The organism is Photobacterium kasasachensis (genome assembly GCF_050336885.1).
In the GTDB taxonomy this organism is placed as follows: Bacteria; Pseudomonadota; Gammaproteobacteria; order Enterobacterales; family Vibrionaceae; genus Photobacterium; species Photobacterium kasasachensis.
Map to the genome: position 1 here is coordinate 169,955 of NZ_JAKJSH010000010.1, position 25,813 is coordinate 195,767.

The 25,813-nt window shown below is 48.4% G+C and carries 20 protein-coding genes; 12 read left to right on the plus strand and 8 right to left on the minus strand.

What is annotated here, in order from left to right; all coding sequences use genetic code 11:
* Positions 1–67: 67 nt before the first annotated feature.
* The 3 genes from apbC (at position 68) to L4D19_RS15470 (ending at position 4,433) form a co-directional block, all read left to right on the plus strand.
* A complete protein-coding gene (apbC, locus tag L4D19_RS15460; RefSeq protein WP_428453174.1) occupies positions 68–1,159 on the plus strand; it encodes an iron-sulfur cluster carrier protein ApbC in 1,092 nt (363 codons plus the stop codon).
* A gap of 205 nt (positions 1,160–1,364) precedes the next feature.
* Complete coding sequence (gene udk / locus L4D19_RS15465) at positions 1,365–2,009, plus strand: uridine kinase (RefSeq protein WP_160648541.1); 645 nt, start codon at positions 1,365–1,367, stop codon at positions 2,007–2,009.
* A gap of 237 nt (positions 2,010–2,246) precedes the next feature.
* Positions 2,247–4,433, plus strand: a complete 2,187-nt coding sequence (locus L4D19_RS15470; protein WP_428453175.1) for an AsmA family protein — start codon at positions 2,247–2,249, stop codon at positions 4,431–4,433.
* Between the two features lie 102 nt (positions 4,434–4,535).
* Here the strand turns inward: L4D19_RS15470 and L4D19_RS15475 are convergent, their stop codons facing one another.
* Positions 4,536–4,988 (minus strand): CBS domain-containing protein, encoded by a 453-nt coding sequence (locus L4D19_RS15475; RefSeq protein ID WP_160648539.1) that lies wholly within the window; start codon positions 4,986–4,988, stop codon positions 4,536–4,538.
* A 241-nt stretch (positions 4,989–5,229) separates the two neighbouring features.
* On the opposite strand from L4D19_RS15475, the gene L4D19_RS15480 reads away from it, so the two are divergent.
* Positions 5,230–6,270 (plus strand): metal-dependent hydrolase, encoded by a 1,041-nt coding sequence (locus L4D19_RS15480; RefSeq protein ID WP_428453176.1) that lies wholly within the window; start codon positions 5,230–5,232, stop codon positions 6,268–6,270.
* A gap of 66 nt (positions 6,271–6,336) precedes the next feature.
* On the opposite strand, the gene L4D19_RS15485 is transcribed toward L4D19_RS15480, so the two are convergent.
* Together L4D19_RS15485 and L4D19_RS15490 are read right to left on the minus strand one after the other, a co-directional pair.
* The gene (locus L4D19_RS15485) at positions 6,337–7,020 is read right to left on the minus strand and encodes a response regulator (protein ID WP_428453177.1); all 684 of its coding nucleotides are present in this window, start codon (positions 7,018–7,020) and stop codon (positions 6,337–6,339) included.
* Entirely contained in the window at positions 7,010–8,680 is a 1,671-nt protein-coding gene (locus tag L4D19_RS15490; RefSeq protein ID WP_428453178.1) for an ATP-binding protein, read from the minus strand. The genes L4D19_RS15485 and L4D19_RS15490 overlap by 11 nt, the downstream gene beginning before the upstream one ends.
* 537 nt (positions 8,681–9,217) lie before the next feature.
* Between L4D19_RS15490 and L4D19_RS15495 the strand changes: the two genes are divergently transcribed.
* Entirely contained in the window at positions 9,218–10,639 is a 1,422-nt protein-coding gene (locus L4D19_RS15495) for an anaerobic C4-dicarboxylate transporter (RefSeq protein WP_428453179.1), read from the plus strand.
* 572 nt (positions 10,640–11,211) lie between these two features.
* Here the strand turns inward: L4D19_RS15495 and L4D19_RS15500 are convergent.
* Positions 11,212–11,646 (minus strand): phosphate-starvation-inducible protein PsiE, encoded by a 435-nt coding sequence (locus tag L4D19_RS15500; protein WP_428453180.1) that lies wholly within the window; start codon positions 11,644–11,646, stop codon positions 11,212–11,214.
* A 373-nt stretch (positions 11,647–12,019) separates the two neighbouring features.
* On the opposite strand from L4D19_RS15500, the gene L4D19_RS15505 reads away from it, so the two are divergent.
* The 7 genes from L4D19_RS15505 (at position 12,020) to L4D19_RS15535 (ending at position 21,980) form a co-directional block, all read left to right on the plus strand.
* Positions 12,020–14,038, plus strand: coding sequence for a hypothetical protein (locus tag L4D19_RS15505; protein ID WP_428453181.1), 2,019 nt, complete (start codon positions 12,020–12,022; stop codon positions 14,036–14,038).
* Between the two features lie 131 nt (positions 14,039–14,169).
* On the plus strand, positions 14,170–14,655 hold the full coding sequence (locus tag L4D19_RS15510) for a hypothetical protein (RefSeq protein ID WP_428453182.1): 486 nt from the start codon (positions 14,170–14,172) through the stop codon (positions 14,653–14,655).
* A 48-nt stretch (positions 14,656–14,703) separates the two neighbouring features.
* Positions 14,704–15,522: an FTR1 family iron permease gene (locus L4D19_RS15515; protein ID WP_428453183.1), complete on the plus strand. Its 819-nt coding sequence runs from the start codon at positions 14,704–14,706 to the stop codon at positions 15,520–15,522.
* 2 nt (positions 15,523–15,524) lie between these two features.
* On the plus strand, positions 15,525–16,940 hold the full coding sequence (locus tag L4D19_RS15520; RefSeq protein WP_428453184.1) for an FAD-dependent oxidoreductase: 1,416 nt from the start codon (positions 15,525–15,527) through the stop codon (positions 16,938–16,940).
* A 25-nt stretch (positions 16,941–16,965) separates the two neighbouring features.
* Entirely contained in the window at positions 16,966–17,553 is a 588-nt protein-coding gene (locus L4D19_RS15525; protein ID WP_428453185.1) for a hypothetical protein, read from the plus strand.
* Between the two features lie 69 nt (positions 17,554–17,622).
* On the plus strand, positions 17,623–19,020 hold the full coding sequence (locus L4D19_RS15530; RefSeq protein ID WP_428453186.1) for a hypothetical protein: 1,398 nt from the start codon (positions 17,623–17,625) through the stop codon (positions 19,018–19,020).
* 86 nt (positions 19,021–19,106) lie between these two features.
* Positions 19,107–21,980 carry a cytochrome D1 domain-containing protein gene (locus L4D19_RS15535; RefSeq protein ID WP_428453235.1) on the plus strand — a complete coding sequence of 958 codons (2,874 nt, stop codon included), beginning with the start codon at positions 19,107–19,109 and terminating at the stop codon, positions 21,978–21,980.
* A gap of 70 nt (positions 21,981–22,050) precedes the next feature.
* Here the strand turns inward: L4D19_RS15535 and cobO are convergent, their stop codons facing one another.
* The 4 genes from cobO to L4D19_RS15555 form a co-directional block, all read right to left on the minus strand.
* Positions 22,051–22,656: a cob(I)yrinic acid a,c-diamide adenosyltransferase gene (gene cobO, locus L4D19_RS15540; protein WP_428453187.1), complete on the minus strand. Its 606-nt coding sequence runs from the start codon at positions 22,654–22,656 to the stop codon at positions 22,051–22,053.
* A 46-nt stretch (positions 22,657–22,702) separates the two neighbouring features.
* Complete coding sequence (locus L4D19_RS15545) at positions 22,703–23,515, minus strand: adenosylcobinamide-GDP ribazoletransferase (RefSeq protein ID WP_428453236.1); 813 nt, start codon at positions 23,513–23,515, stop codon at positions 22,703–22,705.
* 26 nt (positions 23,516–23,541) lie between these two features.
* Positions 23,542–24,570 (minus strand): nicotinate-nucleotide--dimethylbenzimidazole phosphoribosyltransferase, encoded by a 1,029-nt coding sequence (gene cobT, locus L4D19_RS15550; RefSeq protein ID WP_428453188.1) that lies wholly within the window; start codon positions 24,568–24,570, stop codon positions 23,542–23,544.
* A gap of 258 nt (positions 24,571–24,828) precedes the next feature.
* Positions 24,829–25,740, minus strand: coding sequence for a D-alanine--D-alanine ligase (locus tag L4D19_RS15555; protein ID WP_428453189.1), 912 nt, complete (start codon positions 25,738–25,740; stop codon positions 24,829–24,831).
* Positions 25,741–25,813 lie beyond the last annotated feature (73 nt).

Sequence of the window (25,813 nt, forward strand, 5' to 3'; positions counted from 1 at the left end):
ATAGCGGCGATAAATAGGCTTTGGTGGTACGATGGATGGGAACAACCATAATGGAGCGCTAAAAACGATGAGTAGTGATTCAATGATCCGATTTGAGAGTGTGGCTGATATCTGCCGTTGGCTGAATCAGTTCGAGCATCCATGGCTGCATCATGAGTGGGCCGACACGCCAAAGGTTGTGTCGGTATCGGCTCAGGGCGTTGTGTCGATCACGCTGCCGTTTGCCGCCAACTCGGTGATAGAGCTGCTAGAGCATTGGATTATTACCCAGCAGCAGCTTCATCATGTTGCCCAGAGTATGACGTTTGACGTAACGACCCGGGTTGCGCCTCTGGCAACCGGCGAGAAGACACCGCTGCGTGGGGTAAAGAATATTATTGTGGTCAGCTCGGCCAAGGGCGGGGTGGGTAAATCGACAACTGCGGTTAACCTGGCCCTGGGGCTGGAGAAGCAAGGAGCCAAGGTGGGCTTGCTGGATGCCGATATCTACGGCCCGTCGGTTCCCATGATGCTGGGAACCGTGGATGAGAAGCCACAATCACCCGACGGCAAGATGATGTTGCCGATAGAGTCGTGTGGATTGTTTACCAATTCGGTGGGCTACCTGGTGCCGGCTGACAGCGCGACGATTTGGCGCGGACCTATGGCTTCCAAGGCGCTGACTCAGATTATTACTGAAACCTGGTGGCCTGATCTGGATTATCTGGTCGTCGATATGCCACCGGGCACTGGCGATATCCAGCTAACATTGGCCCAGCAGATCCCGGTTACCGGGGCCGTGGTGATCACCACGCCGCAGGATCTGGCGTTGGCTGATGCCATCAAGGGGATCAACATGTTTGAAAAGGTCGACGTGCCTGTTGTGGGGGTCGTGGAAAATATGAGCTACCACATTTGCAGTAACTGCGGCCATCATGAGCCGATTTTCGGTACCGGCGGTGCTGAGCGTATGGCGAAAGACTATTCTGTTCCCTTGCTGGCGCAGTTGCCGCTGCATATCAAGATCCGGGAAGATATCGACAGCGGCAGACCGACGGTTGCCTCGTCGCCGGATTCGGAGCAGGCTGCGGCTTATATTGACTTGGCGGGTCAGGTGGCCAGCCGCTTGTTCTGGCAGGGTCAGCCGATTGCCGAGCAGATTACAATTCGCACAATGTAATCCTTTTCTTGCAACAATTATGTAAACTTTGTAGTTAATCGTGCCGGGTGTCGCATTTTTGTTGGCATCTGGCCACGAAAATCCCTATAATCAGGCGGTTTAATTATACCTATTCGCACAATTATCTGGTTTACGATGTAAAAGCAGATAGTTGTTTAAATGAGTATTTCCACCTCGCTACGTTGTCTTACAGGTGCTTTCTGATATGTCTGAAAACTCACACCAATGCGTCATTATCGGTATCGCAGGCGCTTCTGCGTCCGGTAAAAGTCTGATTGCCAGTACAGTTTATAAAGAGCTAAAAGAAAAAGTCGGCGATCATCAGATCGGTGTTATCACGGAAGATTGTTACTATAACGATCAAAGTCACCTGACCATGGAAGAGCGGGTCAAGACCAATTACGATCATCCGAATGCCTTGGATCATGATTTGCTTTGTGATCACTTGCAGATGCTGGTTGAAGGTAATGCGGTTGAAGTACCGCAGTATAGTTACAGCGAGCACACCCGCATGGAAGAAACCACGCCGATGACACCTAAGAAGGTGATCATTCTGGAAGGTATCTTGCTGCTGACCGATCCGCGTCTGCGCGAAATCATGCATGCGAGTGTCTTTATGGATACACCGCTTGATATCTGTTTGCTACGTCGTCTTCAGCGTGATGTTGCTGAACGTGACCGTACGATGGAGTCGGTACTTGAGCAGTACCAAAAGACGGTACGCCCTATGTTCATGCAGTTTATTGAACCGTCTAAACAGTACGCTGATATTATTGTTCCACGCGGTGGTAAAAACCGTATTGCCATCGACGTGCTGAAGGCACATATTGCTCGATTGCTGAAATCGTAGCATTGGCAATGAGGCAGGCAGCGCCTACCTTGACTGGAAATGACAATATTTGATAGGCAGCCTTAACGGCTGCCTATTTTTTTGCTCTAATAACAGATAATTAAAAACTAATACATCTATTTGCTGTCGTATACCCAAGTTACATCAAATGACTGCTTGGATATATCAGGAACGGGCTCTGGAAATACCCATAGGCTTGTAACCCTATTTAGAGTGGACGGATAACACGAGGACACGATGAAAAAGCTTTTGTATGCCGTACTGGCAATTGTAGTTGTTATCGTTGTGGGGATCGGTGCATTACTGGCACTGGTTGACCCAAATCAGTTTAAGCCATTGATCACCGAGCAGGTGAAGAAGGCGACTGGGCGTGATCTGGTGATCAGCGGGGATATTGGTTGGCGTTTCTTTCCGAGTATCGGTTTTACTCTGGGCCAAACCGAGTTTCGCAATCCGCAAGGCTTTGCCGAGCCAAATTTGGTTCAGCTAGGCAGTGCCGAGCTGTCGGTATCCGTTGTCCCGCTTTTCTCCCGTCATCTTGAAATAGGGCATGTCAGCTTGCAAGACGGCCGTGTCTTTATCCAGACACGTAAAGACGGTGTGAGCAACCTTGACGGGCTCGGGCAGCCAGCGACCCAGGAGCAGCAGTTGGAGACTACGTCAAGCCAGCCAACGGCAGCATCCGAGACAGGCACAGCTTCTGAGCCTGCTCCATCATCTCAGGAGCCAACCTCTCAGGAATCAGGGCAGCCATGGACCATCAGCCTTGAAGGTGTCGAACTGGTCAATGCCAGTGCTGAGATTCGTGATGAGCAGACCGGTACCTTTACCTCAATCAGTGCGTTGAACCTTACCCTGAACCGTTTTGCGCCAGGAGAATGGACCCAGCTCGACTTTGATGTGGCGGGACAAAATGGCGAGCTGGCCTTTACCGCCAGCGGTGCTACTGAGCTATTTATCGTGCCGGCACTGAATAATGCCGAGCTGAAGAATCTGCAGCTGGCCGCTACGGCCAAAGACCCGGTCAATGATATTCAGTCATTGAGCCTGGCTGTGGACAAATTCAAAGCCGGTGACTGGTCGGCTGTGACATTTGCTGCAAAAGGCGAAGTGCCTGATCTGGCATTTGATGCCAAGGGCGAGACTCGCTTGAAGTTAAGCGAGGCCTTTGATTTGGTTCAGCTGCAGGCGTTGGCTCTGGAGTCCGGCTTGAAAGGGGCGGCATTGCCTCGTCCTGAGATGGCTGTAAAACTTAATGCTGATGCGGAATATGACGTCAGCAAGGGTATGGCAACCCTGTCACAGTTTAAGGCAGACGTTGATGAAATCAGTGTCAATGGTGAAGGCTCGTTCAAGGCGGCTGACATTCCGGTTATCCGTTTTGCAGTTAATAGCGACAATATTGATCTTGATAGCTTCCTTGGCCTAGACAAGAAAGATGCGACCCAGGTTGGTGGTGAAAACGGTGCAGGCTCGACAACCGCCGGAACTACAGCAGATCCAGCACCGGCTGCAGATAAGAATAAAGAACTGGATCTGTCGGCATTGAAGGGGCTGGATGTTGCCGGTACCGTCAAGCTGGGCAAATTCAAAGCAGCGAATGCTAAGCTGGCCAATGTGCTGGTGGATGTGAAAATAGCCAAAGGCGTACTTAACCTCAAGCAGTTCAGTGCTAATTTGTATGACGGTAATATCAATATGCAGGCGACTCTGAATGCCAACGGCAAGCTGCCTACGTACAAAGTGACGAATAGGATCCGTGGTGTTCAGGTTCAGCCACTGATGATTGATGTTGCCGACAACGATGTATTGGCGGGTAAGGGTGATATCACGATGAACCTTGCGGGCACCGGATTGGCCGAAAAACGTATCCGTGAAAATATCACCGGTACGGTCGATATTAACTTTGCTGACGGTGCGGTTTACGGGGTGAATGTGCCAGAGATGATCCGTGAAGCCAGAGCGACACTGAAAGGCAAGAAAGCTGAGTATGTAAAAGAAGAGAAGAAAACCGATTTCTCTGCAATGATTGCAACCATCAAACTGGGTGCGGGCAAGGCATCAACCACGAATTTGGACCTTGATTCTCCACTGCTGCGTATAGCGGGTAAAGGTCATACCAACCTTGTCAGTGAAGCAATCGACTTCAAGGTGAACACTTCGGTTGTTGCGACCAGCAAAGGTCAGGGCGGCAAGCAGGTGGACGAAGTGGCAGATCTGACGGTGCCGATTGATGTCAAAGGTAACTGGACTGAGCCTAAGTTTTCGATGGATCTGGCAGGTCTGCTGAAGCAGAACAATGAGCTGGAGAAAAAGGCACAGAAGGAAGTCGAGCGTGGGCTTGAGAAGTTACTTGGCGACAAGGCCAAAGATGACGAGGTGAAAAAAGTGGCTGATAAGCTCCTGAAAGGGCTGTTTAACTAATCAGTCTGTATATTGGATCTCGTGTCATACTGAAAGGCTTGCCATTATGGCAAGCCTTTTTCGTGTGACCCTCATTTTCTTTTGCCCGTGTTCTTTTAGACGTCAGGCCAGACTTCTGTTTTTCTTGTTCGACTTTTGCGTCTCCAGGGTATTCTGGAAGGCTTTGAGTAGGTCTACGGCTGACAGCATGCCGACCAAATCGCCTGTTTTATCCAGTACAGGTGCAGCTCCAACGTGGTAGTCGAGCAGGGTACCGACCGCTTTGGTCAGTGTGTCATAGGTACGAACGTGCACTATATCTCTGATCATGACATCACCGATATGCAGATCGTCGGTCAGGTCGTATTCGTGACCGATATCCGGTGATTCATCAACCCAGCCCGGACGGCGCAGCTCGCGGTCACTGACAATGCCTATCAGCTCGCCTGCTTCATTCGTTACCGGTAAATGGCGGATCGCTTCGTCGCGCATCAAAAAAAAGGCTTCGCGAAGGCCGGCCTCAGGCTGGATGGTGATGACTTTGCGTGTCATGTATTCAGAAACTTTTGTTGGCATATACATCTTCCCTTTGTCAGAGTGAATTGATGTTGCCTGATTTAAAGTAGCGAATTCAATGGTGCTGAACTGCGACCAAACCCATAGTTTTACTTTTGTTTACTTTACTTGTTATACGCACTTTGTCCTTTGGTGACTATTTTTGATAAGGTGTGTCGAATTAGCTGAGAATAACGGCCAGATAAAAAGATAAAAAACGATATATATCCATATAAATAACCTGGCTGAAAAGGAGAAAAAGTTGGATTCAGTGACTCAAGCCGCATTAGGTGCCGCTGTTGCGGGTTTGGTGGCAGGAAAGAAATGTTCGCCCAAAGTACTTTTGGCTGGTGCCGCTCTTGGCACCCTGCCTGATTTGGATGTGCTGATGAACTATGGTGATCCCGTGTCGGATATGGTGAAGCACCGGGGTTTCAGCCACTCAGTTTTTGTTCTGCTACCGTTCTCGTTGTTACTGGCGTGGTGCTGGCAGAAGTGGCGGCCTACGCAGTTTGGCTTTACACAGCTGTGGCTACTGATTGCAGCGTGTCTTATTACTCATCCGTTGTTGGACGCCTTTACCTCGTACGGCACTCAGTTGCTGTGGCCTCTGCCAGTCAGTGTCGCGGTGTCCAGTATCTTTATTATCGATCCCCTCTATACTGTGCCGTTGCTCGTTATGGTGGTCGGCAGTCTTTTGTGGCGAAGGAAGATGGCAAGGTTGTGCGGTATCGGCCTGGTGATATCCAGCTTGTATCTGTGTTGGTCTGTTATCGCGCTTAATATTGTCGAGGGGCGAGTACAAGACCAGTTAGCTAATACGCCGATGGCGGACAAGCCTGTATTTATCGCACCGACGCCTATCAATACCGTATTGTGGCGTGTTGTAGTGTTAGATGACGACACCTATTGGGAAGGGCTAACGTCTTTGCTGGACAAAGATAAGACCATCGATTTCATTGCCAAGGATCGCGGCCACTGGACACTGGACGAGAAACCGCAGCACCTGGTTATGCTGGAAGACTTTACCAGTCAGTTTGTAAAATACGAGCAGGTAGGTGAGAGCCTGACGGCTACAGATTTGCGACTGGGAATGGTGGAATATCTGCCGTTCAAGTTTGTGTTTGCGACGCTGGACAGTAACGGGGCGTGGTCTTCCGCTCTCCCTGTTCAACTGGAGAGCCCGAATGTAAGGCCTAAGCATCTGCCGGCACTGTGGCTACGCCTGCTTGGTAATCAAGATATTGATGCTAATTTGTGTCATGCCAAGGAGTGCCCTAAACCTGCAAAGTCTGATGTGTAGGTAAGAACATCAGACTTTGCTAATGCGTTTAAGCCCGGTTCAAGCCGGGCTTATTGGTATACCCCGTTACTCGACCATCTGATACAAACGGCGAGGACGACCGCCAGTTTTGTAGTTTAGAACTAAGCGGATCATGCCTTCCGACTCTAAAAACTCCAGATAACGCCTTGCCGTAATGCGGCTGACATTCATGCGCTTGCCAATATCATCGGCAGAAAAGTCGTGTGGCTTATCGGCATGCAAAATCGCCTGTAATGAAGCAAGCGTTGTTGCATCAATCCCTTTCGGTGTCTGGCGTAATTGCTTTACTGGCGTTTTACGGAATATCTGGTCGATATCACCTTGATCAACGGTTGCAGCGCGCGCTAGTTTTTGTTTGTACTGTTTATAGTCGTCAAGGGCTTGGTTGACCCGAGACATGCGGATCGGCTTGACCAAATAATCTCTAACACCAAGCTGAACGGCTTTTTCAACCGTTGCGGTTTCTCGTTCGGCAGTGGTCATAATGAAATCACAATCTGCGTTTTGCTCGCGCAGTTGGCGAATAACATCAATACCATTGCCATCGGGCAGCGTGATATCGACAAAAATTAGTGTTGGTTTGAATGCCCCGTATTGCAACAATGCATCTGCACAGCTTTCGCTAGCTGCAACCACCGTGAAGTTTGGGTGTTGATTGATGGTTGATTCGAGGGTGTAGCTGGCTCGACTATCATCTTCAATAATCATTACAGTAGTTTTAGTCATCATTAGCGACTTCATTTTTATCTAAGTAAATACTGAATAGCGTTGTGTGTTGCTCTGTGCGTTCCCAATCAATACTTCCATGAAAGTAATCGACCAGCTGCTTGACCAAGTATAAGCCAATACCGCTCTGTTCATCGTCGAGCTTAGAGCTTACACCGAACTCTAAAATGTGATCGGTAATATCTTCGGGCACGCCTGCTCCGCTGTCTTGAACTTCTAAAATGATGTGATTACTACGATCGCTCAGATACACATGTACTTCAGGTTCCGCATTCTCTCTGTTTTGCCATGATGCGAGTAAGGCATTATCGATCAGGTTACCTACCATTGTGACGAGTTTTTCTGAGATATTCTTCTCGTAACTCGACAAATTTGTATCCATATCGATCGTGAATTTCACACCGGTTTCTGACGCTTTATTAAATTTAGCGAGCAACAGGCCAGCAACGGCACTATCTGTTACCGACATGACAATATTGTGAATTATAGATTGATAACGGTCGGTTTCTTGTTGAATAAAGTCAACGGCTTCATCGTACTTACCGATTTGTAGCATGCCCGAAAGTACATTGAGCTTATTGGAATACTCATGTGTTTTACTGCGGAGCAATTCGGCATAACTGTTCAAGGACGTGACTTCACGTTCAAGCTCATTTGGATCAAGGTTTGTGAAGAATACGACGACATGCCCCTGCGAGCCTCTCGGGGTGTTGATCGGATAAACATTGGCTTTGTAGCTTAATTTGCCAATATTGAATTCCTCTTGCTGGAATGCCCCTTGACTTGCGAGAACCAAATGACTTAACGACTTGGAATAACGCGATAAAGAGTGGTTCACATAGTCATAGCGATCCAGTACCCCCATAGAAAGCATTTTAATTGCGCTGTTATTGATGGTGGTAATTTTCATGTTGTTATCAACCGCAACAATAGCGTCACGAATACTATCGAGTACCATCTCATGTTCGCGGAATTTGTTCACAATAAATTCTGGCTCATAGTCCAAGAATGTACGTTTCATCTTGAACATGAACGCGCCTGTAATGCCAATACCAAGCAAATAGACCACGCCGATAAGCATGCCAATATGACCATATTGTTTAAAAAAAATATCGGTTGTTTTTTCATATAAATACCCGATACAGACTGCACCAATGACTTCGCCATCTAAAAGAACTGGCGAAAAATTACGGATAGCTTTACCGAGTGATCCAGATGCCACACTACTGAATTCATCACCTTGTTCTATTGCGGGTTTAATGTCGTCACCGATAAAATACTTACCGACTTTATCTGGTGTGGGGTGGCTCAAACGAATGGTTTCTTTATCAACGACCACGATATAGGAAGCATCGGTACGCGCTCTAATATCTTCCACATAATCCTGTAAATCGTATTTCTGCTGCTTATTTTGGGCATCAACCGCCTTAATGACCATGGGATCATGTGCAACCACGCGAGCAAGCTCCAGACCTCGCGCCTGAATGCCTTCCTGATACGAATTTTGTAGTAAAAAATAGATGGCGGTGGTTACGATGATAACAAGAAAAGAGGTAGCTGCAACGATGGTTAAGATCAGATAACTCTTAAGTTTCATGATAGTTCTTAGAATAGCAATATTAGTGACGGGGACAGTATATACCCAAACCACTTCAAGATGCATGATTCAGAGCTTCCTCTGGGAATTCAATGAAAGCAAAATTTGTGTAGGAATGGCGCTCCCTTTCAAGCATATTTATAAATGCTTATCTTCTGGAATTAATATGTGCCTGGATCAGAAATAATGAATCGACCGTTTTTCCGTCGGAGCCTCTTCTAAACCTCCTCACCAAACTATCACTTACAAAAGTTACAAAAGCCTAAAATAGTTACATTAGCAAGGTACTCAATCTTCCGGTCGGCAAGTGTTGGTAGACTACAAAAAAACATAACAATCCTACTAAAGTGGTAGGGCGTATTCACCAATGTGCTTAACAAAGCAGCATTGAAAAACATTCCAGCCATTCTTGGTAGTGGCATGTGCGCTCCTCTATGCCTGAAATTCCTTACAGGTGTAGCAGGTAAAATTGCGCGTTACACGACTGCATGGTTGTTGGCTTCATAATTTATTAATCAAGATTGCTACCAGTTCAAAAAGCCTTACCTGGTATCCCAGTGATCTTATTTAAAAGACAAATTACTCTATATTTAAGGAAAAAATATGTTCTTTGTTCACATGATGTTGTTGCTCGCCGTTATTTTTATCGGTATCCGGTACGGAGGCATCGCTTTTGGTCTGCTCGGTGGATTAGGCGTATCTATTCTATCGTTTGTCTTTGGTATTGCACCGGGCAAACCTCCAATCGGTGTTATGCTGATCATCCTTGCTGTGGTTGCTGCTTCGGCGACGCTAGAAGCGACCGGAGGATTGAAGCTATTAGTTAATTACGCAGAAAAACTGTTAAGAAAACATCCTTCAAAAATTGTCTTCCTCGGGCCTCTTTGTACCTACTGCCTAACCGTTATGGTTGGAACAGGCCACTCTGTTTACCCTTTGCTACCAGTAATTTATGATGTGAGTATCAAACGAGGAATTCGTCCCGAAAGGCCGATGGCAATATCGACTGTTGCGTCTCAAATGGGTATTACGGCAAGTCCAATTGCAGCAGCAGCGGCAGTGGTAATGGCAACAGCAGCCACAAACAATCTGGATATCTCGTTGGGCCAAGTGCTTATGGTAACCATCCCAGCTACGCTTACAGGTGTATTAATTGCAGCAACTTGGAGTCTTAAACGCGGTAAAGAGCTGCAGCATGACCAAGAGTTTTTGCAAAGATGTGAAGACCCTCAGTTTAAAGCACAACTAATTGATAAATCAGATACATCCAACACTCAGAATGCTCCGGTTAATAATAAAGAAGCGAAGATGGGATTAAGTGTCTTCTTACTCGGTATTTTAGTGGTTATCTGCGTGGCAATGTTCGGTAAAGACATTGGTTTACTTCCTGACGGTGTTAAAACATCAACAGCTCTCCAGTTCCTGATGTTGTCAGTCGGTGCAATTATTCTGTTAACGACCAATGTTGATCCGAAAAAGATTGTCAAAACAAATGTTTTTGTTGCCGGTATGAGCGCGGTCATTATCATCTTTGGTATCGCATGGATGAGTGACACAATAATTTCTTTCAATAAACCTTACATCATAAGCCTTGTTGAAGATGTGGTTAAGACACACCCTTGGACCTTTGCTATTGCAATGTATGTTTCTTCGATATTTTTGAAGAGCCAAGCCGCCGTTCTTACTATCATGTTACCACTAGGTTTTGCGTTGGGTATTCCGGCTGAAGTACTAATCGGTGTGCTTCCAGCTTGTTATGCATATTACTTCTTCCCATTCTATCCATCAGATCTTGCCGCAATTACTTTCGACCGCTCAGGAACAACAAAAATAGGCAAGTATGTTCTGAACCACAGTTTCTTGATCCCTGGCTTCATTGGCGTGTTTACTGCTACTTGTATTGGTTATGCACTATCAGTAGGTATATTGCCAATTTGGTTATGGGGACTGGGGCTTTGTATCCTTGCTTTCGCGGTGAATTCATACATGAACCGTATTAAGCACGAAGAATTCTCCATTGCATAAGAGTTGCCATGAGGAATAAATAAGAAACGTAAACTGTTACAAAAGGGCACAGGCAGCCAGAGCTACTGAGTTCGGGGGGAATAAAGCGTATTTCAGCGAACCGGAAGCCTGTGCCAATCACTTCGTAATTGGTGTCGTATCAGCATGTACTATTGGCTATACCATTGCGCAAGTGATTGTATAGAAACAGTAAAAAATTATAATTACAATGCCAGCCGAGTTGATCCGGCTGGCATTTTTTTGTTGTTATAAACTGAATTTGTATTCCGTTTTGACATACTGCTCTTGTTTCTTTTCTTAATAATGATGAAAAAGCCATATACTTCAGTATTTTATACTAGGCTTAGTGATGTTGGTTGAATGTTCTCTGTTGCATGTAGGGGGAGCGTGTGGAAAGAAAAGTCGACTTCGAAAAACTAAGAGAAAAGATGCATGAAAGGGCAGTGGAGCGGGCGCTTAACTATTATAAAAAGAAGCTGCAGAAAAATGTGAGGCAATGATCGTGTACGAACAAGTAAAGGGAGCAGCAGCTCCCTTTATTTTATTCTTTGTTAGTATGCCTTTCTGTATACCTAGTCTTCTGATTGTGTCTTCGTCGGATCAGTGACGCGCTCATACGGCCAGTAGTGATGACCGATGCGGATCATCAGAGTGGCAGCAGCCAGAATAAAGGCAGCCAATGCCAACCAGACGACAAATATCCCATCCAGTTCTTTCATTCCCAGCGTGATGTATCGCGCAATGGCCATTATTGCTATGTAAATTGGATAGCGCACCGGAATCTTACCGTTAGCCACAAATTGCTGAACCATGGCCAGTACTTCCAGATAAATGAACATCAGCAAGATGTCGGTCAATAGGATTTCTTTATTCACATAGACATGAACAAACTCTCTCACCATGGCAACAACCGTGGCCAGGGTGATGGCCACGAGCAAGATGGCTTCGAGAATGTGAAACAATTTTAAAAACGGGCCGCTAAAGCCTTTGGGCAGATGTGAAGGCATTTAATTTCTCTTATGAGCAAGATAGTTATGGTTATTATCGATACGTCCATTATATAGGCGTATTTTTCAGTACAAAGAGAATACGGTGAAAGAATGCTGATTAGTTGCACACTGTGTTAGAGGCTGGGAGCTTGGGCCTCTTATTTCTTCAGCATCACAAGCAATAACCTCGGAGAATCAGTAATATGCATGCAGACTTATAACATGCATCTCAAATATTGATTTTGATCAATAATAAAAATGATAATGACTCTCACTTACTTGATTTACATTCTGAAACATATAGAATGCAAATCGTTCTCGTTTTATGTCCTGTCGGAATAGGTTTGCAAGTTCAATTTGTTGCAGATAAATAGAATAAAAAGGAAAAGTAGTGAAGAAGTCAGTTCTTAGCATTGCTATTGCAGCAGCTGTGTTTACAACAGCAAGTGCATCAGCCCAAGTGAAAGTCTTAGATAAAACACACCAACCAGCAGGTAGCTTTTTAGCCTATACCGAGTTTGAGCTGTCGGGAGAACCGCTAGCAGAATCACTCGGTTTGGATCTGGATGTACTTGATCCAAATCTGGCCAATGATCCAACCCCTTTTGATTTTGCTGCTGGTATTGAAAGCTACGAGTACTCTGAAGAAGCGATGTATGCGCTTAACTACCAGTCGACAATGGGTCCGCACCTTGTAAATGGTCCGGTTAACCGTGCCCGCGGTGGTAAGTTAGCCGACTTGGGTAAGCGCGTTATCGAGATGGCAGAAGCCGTTGGCTTTCCTGCAGGTGAAATTCCGCAGAACATGTACCCGATTTCTATTCCTTATGTATCAGGTAACCCAGAGTTCGTACAGAAGCCTGATACGACAACGGTAAATGGTGATGAAGTAGAGATTGTCACCGCTAAAGGTGCCAGCAAAACAGTTCAGACTGTAGTACCTGCGTATTTCCGTGATTACAAAACATTGGCATGGGATGAATCGACTTTCGACAAGTCATTTAACCCGGCAGCAACAGGCGGTATCCTGCTGAAAGAAGTCATGTGGTCACAGGACTTCCTTGGTGGTATGCACGTTACCGACACTGACGAAGAAGTTGAAGCAGATTCTGCGACGATGGATCACGACGGCAAGCACAGCCTGGGTGTATCCGCAGCCGATGGCTTCAACGGTATGATGCTGACAGAAATGTCGATTGATAAGCTGCAGATCATGCAGCAGCAGCTTGGTTTTGACGGTAAGAACCTGGGCGTTAAATTCGGCCCGGATTACGACCCGGCCAAAGGCCCTGTCTGGTTTGCACATAAAGTGGCGGTTACCGAAGGCACCAACAACGGTGTTAAGTCGATTGCCGGTCTGAAAGTAACAGATAGCGCATCAACACTGCGTGATACCTGGTCAATGCTATGGCCGGTGGCTGAATTCTATGCCTTCAGTGATCAGCGCACAGCAAACAGTGCCCAGAACCCGGCATTCCTGTCCGTCTTTGATGGTGCGCCATTTGCCGCAGCACCTGCGGCGAATATTGATGTGAGTGAAAACAATGATGTGGTAGCGGATGATGCGTTCTCATTGGCTAACAATATCTCAAACCTATTGTTCAAAAACATTGCTGCTCTGCACTACAACAAAGAACAGGGTACTTTTGTTACTGAATACAAAGACGGCAAGCAAGGCAGCAAGGTTGATACTTACGATGCCGCTTACTCAATTGTTGCCCTGTCAATTTACCAGCGTGCCAAAGATGCACTGCCGGTTGGTTACGCATCGGCGGAAGCCAGTGATGTGGATCTGAAGTCAGCAGCAGGTAAAGAAGCATTGGCAATGATCAAAGGTCAGGCTGATTTCATCATTAACCAGCTAACAGGAAAAGATGGCCTGGTATTTGATGGCGTAACGTTGAATACCGTCAACAAGCTAACCAAGGAAAAATCACTGGATGCGCAGTTTGCGGCAATTCGTGGTTTGGTGGCTGCCTACCTTGCAACAGACGATGTGAAATACAAGCAAGCAGCACGTTCTATTTATCTGGCGGTAGAGAAGAACATGTTTGACGAAAACATTGGCACATGGGCAACGGTTCCGGGCAAAGCGACAATCCATACGCCGTATACGGCTGCAGCGATTTCCGGTGGTCTGCGTGAGGCAATTTCTCACCTGAAAAATGAAGAAGGCGAGAACGAACCTGCACTTGAATTGTCGATGCTGACTGATCGTTATGTAAGCTGGTTCCGCAGCGTTATCAACGGTGGTATGCAGCTTGCCGAATGGATGGGCGATTCCGGTGAGAACCAAATCAAGGGTAGCAACTCTACCGATACCGATGAAGATGGCGTACACCAGATCATCGCTGCCGGTGGCAAGTTCGGTACCGCTATGACTATGGCCAATAAGGTCAGCGTCAAGTAACAGGTAAAGTATCTTGATACTTATCAGGCAGCGATGTGAAGTCGCTGCCTTTGTCGTTTCGTCAATATTAACTTATTGATATTCAGTTCAATAGCTGCATTCAAGTACTCGTTCATACAAAGGTCGTTGTTATGTCAGTATCCCTAGGTTCGGATCAAAAGCTTGTCACTAGTGGATTTAGCCAATGGTGGCAACGTTTGGCTTACCACCACAAGTGGGCTGAGTCATTGCTGTATGTCATGTTTTTTAGTGGGTTGCTGCTCTGGGATACGGTAGGTGTTGACTGGCAGCTTGCCCGCTGGACCTTGCTGGTTCACATGTTGGTAGGCGCAACACTTTTTACCCTCATCGTTGGTGCTTTTTGGGCCGCCCATCGACGCCTGATCACCTCTAGCAACAAGCCTTTCCTGCGTCAAACCGGCACGGTGATTGAGTGGCTGCTTGTTGCCTGCTGCCTGAGCGGTTTCTATCTGTTTTTCTATGGCAACCCGGGAAATTCGCTCGGTCTGTTTGTTCAGGATGTCCATTTTTACTCATCATGGCTGCTGGCCCCGCTGGTGTTTCGCCATGCCATGAGATGGAGCGTACTGAATCTGAATAAGTTTCGTCGCCAATAAGAGCCCAAAAGGCCGTATTACTTTGAATTTATTTACATTGGGGAGCTCATGTTAGCCAGTTTTTTAATTACCCTGCGAGAAGGGTTAGAGGCGTTTTTGCTGGTAGGTATCGCGCTGTCGTACCTCGCCAAGCTCAATGCCCGCCACTACAACAAATATATTTATCTGGGCGTGTTTGTCGGTTTAGTGCTTTCGCTTGCTGTAGCGGTGGTATTTCAGGTAGTCGTGGATCAGTTTAGCAACGAGTTGTACCGAAACTATTTGATGGCCGGGATCTTGTTGTTTGCTACTGTGGTGTTGACCTATATGGCAATCTGGATGCAAAAACAGGCCAAGAATCAGGTTGCCCAGGTGCAAAGAGAGCTAACGGAGATGGTCAGCACCGGCAACCTGTTCGGCTTGGTGTTTCTTTCGACCCTTGCTGTGTTGCGTGAAGGGTTTGAAACGATTTTATTCTTTTCTGCCCTGATGTACTCGAACTTTGGTGAGTTCAGTACCCAGGATGCCTTGATCGGCGCAGTGTCGGGGCTTGTGCTGTCCATTGTTCTGGTATGGATGATGCTTAAAAGTACCCGGAACGTGCCACTACGCTCGTTCTTCCGCTGGACAAGCTTACTTATCATTATCATTGCGGCTGGTTTGCTTTCTTCCGCTGTCAATATGCTGCAGGCGGCCCATGTACTGCCTATTGTTCATGCCCAGCTATTTGATATCTCGCATATTCTCGATGATCGCGGCGTCTTCGGCACCTTCCTGCGTGCGCTGTTTGGCTATAACTCGTCACCGGGTCTATTGCAGCTGGTGGTCTGGGGCGGCTATATGCTGACCTTTGTCTTTTTCTGGAACCGTGGATACAAACAGGCATGAGCATGACATCAAATAAACATATTGCAGTACTCGGCGCTGGACCAGCAGGCCTGATGGCTGCCTGGGAGCTGGTAGAAGCCGGGTACCAGGTCACAATTTTGGATCGTGATGATCATGTCGGCGGGATGTGTGCAACCCAAACGTTCAAGGGACAGCATGGTGAGTACCGTTTCGATTTTGGTGGCCACCGTTTTATTACCAAAAATCCAAAGCTGCTTGCGTTCGTTGATGAGCTGATGGGCGATGAGTTGCTTTACGCTCAGCGCAAGAGTGTTATTCGCTATCGGGGCCGGATTTACCAGTATCCGTTGGCAATGCTCGATTTGGTCAAAAATGCGCCGCTGCCTTTGTTGATCGGCGGGGCGGTTGATCTTGGCAAGCAGCTATTTAAAGCCAAGCCGCAGGATCAGTCGACAGTGAGTTTTGCTGAGTGGATTGAAAGCCGTTTCGGCACAACCTTGTATAAGCACTTCTTTGAAGGTTATACCGCCAAGTTATGGGGTATTGATCCGGCATTTCTATCGGGGGACTGGGCGTCACAGCGGATCAGCCTGATGGATCTGAAAGATGTGGCCCGCCGTCTTCTGCCGGGTCGTCGATCGTCGGTGCGTACCTATGCTCGCCAGTATCGTTATCCCAAGTGGGGCTTTGGTCAGCTTTATACCCGTTTGGCTGAAGAGCTGGAAAAGAAGGGCGTTAAAATTGTTCTGAATAGCGATGTCTGCGGATTAGCCTTTGATGCCAATAACCGAATTGAAGCGGTTGAATACCGACATCAGGGTGAGGTTAACACGTTAAGCTGCGACGAGGTGATATCGACCTTGCCGTTGCCGTTGATGTGCCAGCTAACCGGTTTTGACAGTGGCTTGGAGTTCAGGTCATTGCGCTTTATGAATATGCCAATGGAAACAGAAAATATTTCTGATAACACCTGGCAGTACCTTTCTGATCCTGAAATTTTGGGGACACGCCTGCAAGAGCCTAAACGTCGTTCTTCCTATATGGCTCCGGAAGGACGCTCATCAGTGATGATCGAAATTCCGTGTAATAAAGGCGATGAAGTATGGGCGATGGAGGGCGACAGCCTCCAGCAGCGAGTCTTCCGCGATCTTGAGTCACTCGGTGTCGATTCAAAACTGGCAACAGGTGAGTATTTCACCTCTTATACCGAGCACGCTTATCCGCTGATGGATATGACCTATCAGGCCAAGCGGGAAAAAGCGATTGCATACTTGTCGCAGTTCGACAATCTGATCATGACTGGCCGCCAGGGGACCTTCAGATACATCTTCACCGATACTGCCATGGAAATGGGAATGATGGCGGCGCAATCCGTTATTGATGGTAAGGACCGTCGCCGTGAAATATTCGATTTTCGTAACGAGAAAACCGTGATTGAAGTTCAGAGCATGGCTTAACGCGAGTTGCTGTAGGGAGAACAAGATGAAACTGACCAACTTTACATGTGTATTGCGTACTTGCCTCGCTTTGTTGCTGGGGCTGGTTGTCAGCACATCAAGCCAGGCGTATTCCTATGCCGCAGCAGGGAAGGAGCCTGTTATTGATGGGCGCGAGGCGATTATGCAGGCGCTGGCTGCTGATGACTTTGCTGCCGCAAAAGTGGCTGTTGACGGTTTGCATGAAGAATTTACCTATCTGCTGAATGAGCATCAGGTCGATCTGCAAACGCCGATGGCACAGGCGCTGGCCGAAAAAGATGCCGCCAAGGTTGAAGCTGTGATGGATCGCGCCGTGATTGAGGAAATTATCCGCCGACTGGACGGTGCAGAGAAGAACCTGGGAGATTATCAGGTCGCCAAGGTGCTGGTGGTAAAGAGCAAGCTGTTTCTCGATTTGATTATGCCAAAGCTAGATGAAACCAATAGACAGCAGGCGACTACAGCGATCCAGGGTGTCCTCCAGGCGATTGGTAATCCGGGCGTTTTTGGTGTCGGTCAGGCACCTGCCGATCCTGCTGTCTTTAAACAGCAGCGAAAATTGCTCCTCGGGGCAATCGGCCAGTTGAAATAGTGATGAATGCGCCGGCACCTATTGGGCGATTAACTGAATGCCAGGGCTATGGTTGACCGAACGAATCGAGTGGTAACTTCATTAGGGGCTAATAAGCTCACTTTCATCACGCTGATTGCACTGGTATGCATTGGGTGGTGGACGTGGATAAGCCGTTTTCCTCTGGAGCTCACCAGTGATGATGCGCTTAACTTCTCACGAGGGGTTGAGCGCTTTTCGGTGCTGGAGTTCAGCCCGCATTTTCCGGGCTATCCCGCCTTTATCGGCTTGTCTCGATTGGCTGCTATCTGGGTTGAATCAGCAATCGCGCCAGTTTGGATTTCGCTGTTATCGGCATTGATGATCCCGCTTTTGATTGCCTGGTTGGTGTACCTGTTGTCGGGATCTATGCCTGCCGCACTATTGGGATCAGCTTTGGCTTATATGCAGCCGTTGCTGGCCTCGATAGCGCTTAGCGGACTGTCGGATTCAGCAGCGATGATGCTGTTTATGTTGGCGCTGATTGCTGCGCTTCAGAAAAAAAATATCATGACCGGGCTCTGGATTGGGCTGATGCTTGCGGCTCGCCCGTCCTATTTCCCGTTGGCACTTGGCATGCTCATGTTTCCGTTGTGGGGCGACTATGTCGGCTCAAGATTGCGTGCGTACGGGCTGGCGGGCATGGCGATAACGGTGGTAGGGCTACTTAGCCTGGGATTTATCTGGTTCCATGATGGTATTGCTTATTTTGAGGAAGGGATACGTTTTACCCAGGGACATTTTGTAATCTGGGGTAATACCGTAGAGGGGGACAGCGCCAGCATATGGCAATGGACTCTGGCGCTGATGAAAGGGTTTGGTTGGCTTGGCGTGCTAGTCGTAATTGGCTCGCTATTACATGCCGTGGCTGGGCTTATCACCAAACCAGTCAAGGTTGACAGTCAAAAGCAGATGGCTCTGATAGCGGTAATCGCCGGCTTGTATTGGCTATGGATAACGGTTGGACAAAACCCGGATAACTTACGCCATTGGGCGCCGGTGCTGTTCCTGTTTTTAGTGGTGTTTCCCGTACAGCTGACTTGGTTAAGAAAAGAGGGAGTTGTCAGCGCTCGGAGCGTGCCAGTGGCGGTAATCATCGCTAGTGGCGCGGTTATCTATTGCCTGATTAGCGGGTATCAAAGTGTATATAACGCCCCGTTGCAGGCACCGGTTCAGCAGGCAATGGGCTGGATCAAGCTCAACCCTCAAGTCAGGGTTGTCGGCTCCAACTACAGTGTGAATCTGTTACGTGAGCAACTTGGCAGTCATGCCATCTATGACATGTATTACCCCAGCAGCAAGCTGGCACTGGTCAATGCCGCCAAGCGTACTCCGCAAAGTGCCTGGCGGATATCGGGAACTCGATTGCCCCGACAACAGCTGATTGCCGAATTCAGACCACGGTTTATCGGGGAAAGGCGTCTCTATTTATATCAAATTAGTCAGTGATCCTGGTTACTGGCTGGAAGTAGTGAGTGTAAAGGCGAATGAAGTTAATAAGTATATATAAGCCTGCGAAGCAACTAATTGTGCTGATGTTAGTGTTGCTCAGCCAGTCGGCAGTAGCAATCGAGAAAAGTAGCTCGATGCTGTTTAATCCGGATAAAAGCCAGATTATCAGTGCTAACTTTGATGCGGGAAGCGTCAGTATTCTGGCCCGTGAAGACGGCAAATTACTTGCCGAGTCGACTATCGGTCGGGATATCCGCCGAATAGCCCTGACTGATGATGGCAAGTTGTTGCTGGCGACAGATTATTTGAATGATCAGGTAGTGTTGCTTGATGCCACGACGCTTGAAACTAAGCAGGTGACGTCTGTGCCGTCGCGTCCTTTTGGGGTCGTGTTTGATGCGAGCCATCAGCGCTTTTTCGTCACCAGTTTTGAGCGTGACAAGCTGCTGGTTATCGATACCGAGGGTAATATCACTCAGACAATCGATACGGCATCGACACCTCGAGGGCTGGCGTTGACCGATGATGGTCGGATGCTGGTGACGCATTCACTCTCAGGCCAGGTTTCTATCTATGATGTGAAGGCTGAGCAGCCAATATTACTCAAGGTTGTGCAACTGGCAGATACTGCCGCCGATCCGGCTAAAACGACGCCGCAGGGCAAGCCTCGCCTGCTGGATAATATTGCCATTTCACCTGATGGCCGACAGGCCTGGCTGCCGCATGTGCTTTGGTCGTTTGGTCACGATTTTCAGTTCCAGTCGACGGTATTCCCGACTATCTCCCTGCTGGATCTGGAGCCGGGCAATGAGCATGAGATTGTTGATGAGCGTAAGCAGCTATTTAAGCAAATCAATATTATTGAAAGTGGTAACCGAATTCGTATTGTTTCTAATCCGCACGATGCTGTGTTTACCGATGACGGTAAGAAGATTATTTTCACCCTGGCAGGTTCAGAAGATCTGATGGTGTTTGATCTGTCGCGTCAGGGCAAGAAGAATAAAAAACGCCACCGTCGCAAGAAGTTCCAGGGAGGCGTGAAAGCCACCCAGATCTATCGCAATGTCCCGGGTGATAACCCGCGCGGCTTGCTGGTTAGCGGGCGCGAGCTTTATGTGCAGAATGCAATGACACTGGATATTGCCAAGTTCGATACCGGAGCCGCAGGCCCGTTTGCCAAGGTAAAACTAAAGCAGGCGCACTTTGCCGATTTGGTATCAGCCGATCCGCTGCCCAAACAGCTGCGACAGGGCAAAACCTTATTCAATAGTGCCAATATGGCTGATTCGCCTGAGTTCCCGATGGCCGGGGATTTCTGGATGAGCTGTAATTCCTGCCATTTCGACGGATTCAATTTTACCAACCGCCAGCTAATGGAAGATGGCAAGAAGGACAGATTCAGTAACGCGCTGACTGGTCATGTCGATGTCCGGAAGATGATCGCCGGTGATCCGGTTGGTGCCTATATTGATATCATCCAGAAAACTCAGGGTGGCATGGGCGGAGATCCGCGTGAAGAGTCACTGCCGCCAGTGAGTGTCGAGAACCCACCGCTCGAGGCGGCCAAGATGATGTCGGCCCTTAACGAATATGTTCGTGCGCCGGAAAACTTACCTTACCTGTCAACCTGGCTACGGTTGGATGATGACAAGCGCTATACCCATCCGGATGAGTGGATTAACTCAGCCGAGTGCTCTGACTGTCACACCACGATTTATGATCAGTGGGCCGATTCCAACCATGGGATGAATATGGACCACCCGTACTACCGTTTTCACGAGGATTTTGCCGCGAAAACGGAAGGCGAGGAGTTCCGTGTATTGTGCCGTGGTTGCCATGCGCCGCAGATGGTTATCAACGGTGACAACGGACCGATGACAGACTTTGGCGATATGTGGGAAAAAGGCGGCGAGTCGCTCAAGGAGGCGTTTGCTCACGGCAAGTCAGTCAGCGAACGCGGAACAGGCTGTGTATTCTGCCATCGGGTGACCAAGGCTGAAAATGCCGGTGGTAATACGGATATGACAGTCAATATTAAAGACCGTGATAGTTATGTGTTTGAAGATGCCAAAAACAGTATGTTGAAGTGGCTGTCTGAAAAGCAGATCAATGCTTTGCCAGAGCAGCATAAAGCGTCATACTCCAATCCAGAGCTCTACCAAAGCTCGCTCTACTGTGCGACCTGTCATAACGAGTTCACGACAGGGCAAGGGGCGAACATCAATGATAACTTCGGTGAGTGGCTGGCCTCGCCGTTTAATGCACCGGATGACCCGAAGCAGCATAAAACTTGTATTGATTGCCATATGACTCAGGATGTCACTGACTTTGATAACAAGGTCGGTGGGCAGCCGACTAATGATGGTCCGATGAAGTCGAATTTGCGCTCTCACCATCTGGTGGGCGGTAACTATTTCTTTACCGGTATGCGAAATGCCGAACATAAGAAGATGAGTATCGACATATTGAAAACAGCCTTGAGTCTGGACGTTGAAAAACAGGGCAACTTGCTGACAGCCAGGATCACCAATGTAAACTCAGGCCACGATATGCCGGGTGGTGCCCGCCGCCAGGTATGGGTGGAAGTGATTGCAACAGATGCCAATGGCCAGCAAGTTTATACCAGCGGGGTGATGAAAGACGGCGTTATTCCTAAAGATGCCCGTAAATTTGTCAAAGTGGGTGTCGACAAGGATGGCAAGCCGGTTGGCCTTCGCTTCTGGCGTTATGTAAAGATAGGGAAAGATACACGGATAAAATCGGGCGAAACCCGTAATGAGGTATTTGAGCTGCCGAAGGATGCTAAGTATCCGATTACTGTCTCTACGCGCGTGCTGTACCAGGTGTTTGCCAAGGCGCTGACCGACAAGGTTCGCAATGCCTATCCGCAGGAGAATATTCCGGATCCGGAAGTGATTGAGCTGCAGAAAGTTGTGCAAAAATTCGCATCTCACTAGCCGTAAAACAAAATCCGGTGCAGGTGATACTTATCACCTGCACCGGATTTTAGTCAGCGACAGTGGCTAGTTACCAGTCAACCCCTTTACGGGCTTTGATGCCGCTTTCGAATGCATGCTTGACGTTACGCACTTCGGATACGGTATCGGCCAGCTCAACCAGGCTGCGGTGAGCGCCTCTGCCGGTTACAACCACAGATTGCATTGTCGGACGGTTGCTAATCGCTGCTATTACTTCATCCAGTTCGATGTAACCGTAGGTAACCATGTAAGTCAGTTCATCCAGCAGCACTACATCATAACTGCTGTCAGCCAGCATTTTTTTACATTCTGCCCAGGTTTCCTGTGCCGCAGCTGTGTCGGCTTCCTTGTTTTGGGTTTCCCATGTGAATCCGGTCGCCATGACGGCAAAGTTCACACCGTGCGATTCAAGCAAGTTCCGCTCACCGCAATCCCAGGTCCCCTTGATAAACTGGCCGACGCCACACTTCTGGCCGTGCCCGACAGCGCGGGCAATGGTACCAAAGCCCGAGGTGGTTTTCCCTTTACCGTTGCCGGTGATGATCAGGAAAAGCCCTTTTTCTTCCTGGGCGGCCTCAACACGTGCATCGACTTCGTCTTTGACTTTTTGCTGACGTGCTTTGTATCTTTCGTCCTTATTGGTTTGATCAACCATAGGGTTCCCTTAATTCGATATGTCTGTGTGATTATTATTGTTAATTCTAGAGCAGGGCGAGTAGCGTCATGTACCCGGTAAGCTCTGTGATCTGCTGTGCGGCTCCCAGGCAGTCACCGGTGTAGCCGCCTAGTTGCTGTTCAAACCACTTGCCGCAAAGGAAGCGAGTGGCGGCCAGAACCAACACGACAATGAGCGCAGTGTTCAATGGCAGTAACAGTAATATAATCAATCCTGTCGCAATTAAAACCCACAAATCTTGTTGGCTTTGCTCGTTGGCCAGTGGCTTTACCTTGCTGTTTTGATCTTCCCTGACATAAGAGTAGGAAAATATCAGGCTGGCAGCGCTGATACGGCTGAGGGTGTGCATCACAATCAGCATCAAAGCAGGTAAGTATAGGGAAAATTCGGCAATGGCCGTGAGTGTGACCCATTTCATTCCAAGCGCCATAATCAGGGCGGCAGCGCCATAAGTACCGAGCCGGGAGTCTTTCATTATTTCCAGCTTTTTAATCGGTTCCCAGCCGCCGCCAAACCCGTCGAATACGTCAGCCAGGCCGTCTTCATGAAAAGCGCCCGTGACGAGCAAACTGCTGATCATCGACAGGGCTACCGCAATCGCAGGCGGAAACAGGGTGATTGCCAGCAGGTAAACGGCAGCACTGACTATACCTACAATGATCCCAACGATGCCGAAATAGCGATTCGCCTGATTCAACCGCTTGGCAGAGTAGGGAGTATCTGCCGGAATGGGGATCCGGGTGAAAAACGCCAATGCAATCAGAAAGATTTGCCATTGCTGCTTTACCGCGGTTCGAAAGCCCGTGTTCTCAACATGTTCGTCAGCCTGATTGTCGATATAGGATGAATTATCGCCCGGGGTGCTCACACGGTCACTCCTGCTTCGCTGAAGCTGGCCATATTGTTGTAGAACTCGCAGGCAGAGCGGATCATCGGTAGAGCCAGTGCTGCGCCAGTTCCCTCGCCAAGGCGAAGACCCAGATCCAGCAAAGGTTGGGCATTGAGGTGTTGTAGCATTCGCTGATGACCGGATTCTTCAGAACAGTGGCAGTAAATGAAGTAATGGTTTGCCTCTGGATGCATGGCGGTAGCAAGCATGGCTGCTGCTGTCGAGATGAAGCCGTCAACAAGGACAGTCATTTTTAGCTCGGCGGCCTTCAGCATGCCGCCTGTTATCTGGGCTATCTCAAAGCCGCCAAGGCAGGTCAGGATGGCGAGCGGATCATCCGCGCTGACTTGGTGTAAGTCTAGCGCTTGCGTGATCAAGGCTTGCTTACGCTCAAGCTGTTCGTCGGTTATACCTGTACCGCGACCAACACATTCATCGGCAGGTATCTTTAATAGTGCCGCCATGATGGCTGCGGCACTGCTGGTGTTACCAATGCCCATCTCACCGAAACCAACCAGGTTACAGCCTTGCTCGTGTATCTCGGCGACTAAGCCAGCGCCCAGCTCTAAACCATGTTGGGCGGTTTCCCTGGACATAGCCGCTTGCTGGCTGAAATCGGCGGTGCCGTTGCCAAGACGCTGCTTTAATAGCTGGGGATGATCGTCCGCTTCGAGCTTGGTTCCGGCATCAATGACTTTCAGTGCCATATCGCTGGTACGACAAAAGCAGTTGATGGCAGCGCCGCCGGAAAGAAAGTTCATTACCATCTGTGTTGTCACTTCACTTGGTGCAATGCTCAGCCCATGCTGGGCAACACCGTGATCACCTGCAAAAACCAATAGGTGAGGCTGGGAAACCGTAATCGTATCAGCCTGCTGAATTAGGGCTAGCTGGGCCGCAACGGCTTCTAGCTGACCAAGCGCTCCCTGTGGTTTGGTCTTGTCATCAATTTTGTGCTGAATTTGCGCCAAGGTTTTGGTGTTGGGTGAAGTGATGGTGAACATAAATGCCATTCTCCCTGTTTCTGGCAATAGACTGTAACGCGGGTCGTTGCGTCGGTCGGCAGTGCTGTAATGAGTAGGCTGAAATTTTGCGCCAGGTCGGAATCTAAGGCAATGGCAAAGAGAGAAAAGTTTCGAGTTGAAGCAAAAAAGAGCTATGGTTGATAGCTTCACCCGGACATTGTGCATTTCATCCGGCTGATTGCCTATCAGGCTACGAAGAATGAAACTGAGCAGGGATAGCCCTGCTCATATCAGACACTAAGCGCAGCGAAGAATTGCTTCAACGGTGTCGTCGAAGTCGATACCAACTTGTTCGGTCGCCAGAGGAAATACACTTCTCGTGGTCATTCCCGGAGCCGTATTCACTTCAATCGCATAAAAGCGCCCATCTTCATCAGCAATGATGTCAACACGCCCCCAGCCGGATGCGTTGATGGCCTTAAAGGCCGCCAGAGCTAGTGCACGCATCTGTTCTTCCTGCTCGGCTGTTACCTCTGCTGGGCAGTGGTATTGGGTATCATCGGCCTTGAATTTAGCTTCATGGCTGAAGAAAGAGTGGGAGTGGGTGATTTCGACGCTAGGAAGGACTTGTTGATCAAGGATCCCTACCGTGAACTCACGCCCGGAAATGTATTGTTCAATCAGTATATTGCTCTCATACATAAAGGCTTCGTCAATAAATCTGTGTAGCTCTTCGATGTTATGGGCTTTGTTGATGCCAATACTACATCCCTGAGTGGCAGGTTTGACAACGAGTGGGAAGGTATAATCCTGCAGATAGTCGGTCAGGGAGTCTGGCCGGTAGCTTGATTGTTCCAGCCCGAAGAAGCGGGGCGTTGTGATACCGGAGGCTTGCCATACCTTTTTCGTCATGGCCTTGTCGATGCCCACTGCAGATGCACGGTGATCACTGCCGGTATAAGGAATGTTGAAGAGCTGCAGGGCAGCCTGCAACGTACCGTCTTCGCCGTCTCCGCCGTGTAAAGCTAAAAAGGCCTTTTCTATCTCCATACTGGGTAGTGATGTGATATCGAAGCTTTGATCGACGTCGATATCGACCACGTCATAGCCTTTTCGCTTTAAGGCTTGGGATACGGCCTGGCCGGACATGAGTGAGACGTTACGCTCACTTGAAGAACCACCATATAAAACAGCGACTTTTTTTACCACGATGATGTTCCCTCTTGGATAAGATGAAATGTATAGTGTTTAAATGTTAAGTTAATGCAATTGGTAGCTAAGC

Excerpts from the sequence above, each read along its gene's own strand:
- L4D19_RS15515 (WP_428453183.1), top strand. The coding sequence starts at position 14,704 with ATGTTAGCCAGTTTTTTAATTACCCTGCGAGAAGGGTTAGAGGCGTTT.
- cobT (WP_428453188.1), bottom strand. The coding sequence starts at position 24,570 with ATGTTCACCATCACTTCACCCAACACCAAAACCTTGGCGCAAATTCAG.
- L4D19_RS15470 (WP_428453175.1), top strand. The coding sequence starts at position 2,247 with ATGAAAAAGCTTTTGTATGCCGTACTGGCAATTGTAGTTGTTATCGTT.
- udk (WP_160648541.1), top strand. The coding sequence starts at position 1,365 with ATGTCTGAAAACTCACACCAATGCGTCATTATCGGTATCGCAGGCGCT.
- apbC (WP_428453174.1), top strand. The coding sequence starts at position 68 with ATGAGTAGTGATTCAATGATCCGATTTGAGAGTGTGGCTGATATCTGC.
- L4D19_RS15500 (WP_428453180.1), bottom strand. The coding sequence starts at position 11,646 with ATGCCTTCACATCTGCCCAAAGGCTTTAGCGGCCCGTTTTTAAAATTG.
- L4D19_RS15525 (WP_428453185.1), top strand. The coding sequence starts at position 16,966 with ATGAAACTGACCAACTTTACATGTGTATTGCGTACTTGCCTCGCTTTG.
- L4D19_RS15520 (WP_428453184.1), top strand. The coding sequence starts at position 15,525 with ATGACATCAAATAAACATATTGCAGTACTCGGCGCTGGACCAGCAGGC.
- cobO (WP_428453187.1), bottom strand. The coding sequence starts at position 22,656 with ATGGTTGATCAAACCAATAAGGACGAAAGATACAAAGCACGTCAGCAA.
- L4D19_RS15475 (WP_160648539.1), bottom strand. The coding sequence starts at position 4,988 with ATGCCAACAAAAGTTTCTGAATACATGACACGCAAAGTCATCACCATC.
- L4D19_RS15510 (WP_428453182.1), top strand. The coding sequence starts at position 14,170 with ATGTCAGTATCCCTAGGTTCGGATCAAAAGCTTGTCACTAGTGGATTT.
- L4D19_RS15485 (WP_428453177.1), bottom strand. The coding sequence starts at position 7,020 with ATGATGACTAAAACTACTGTAATGATTATTGAAGATGATAGTCGAGCC.
- L4D19_RS15495 (WP_428453179.1), top strand. The coding sequence starts at position 9,218 with ATGTTCTTTGTTCACATGATGTTGTTGCTCGCCGTTATTTTTATCGGT.
- L4D19_RS15490 (WP_428453178.1), bottom strand. The coding sequence starts at position 8,680 with ATGCATCTTGAAGTGGTTTGGGTATATACTGTCCCCGTCACTAATATT.
- L4D19_RS15535 (WP_428453235.1), top strand. The coding sequence starts at position 19,107 with ATGTTAGTGTTGCTCAGCCAGTCGGCAGTAGCAATCGAGAAAAGTAGC.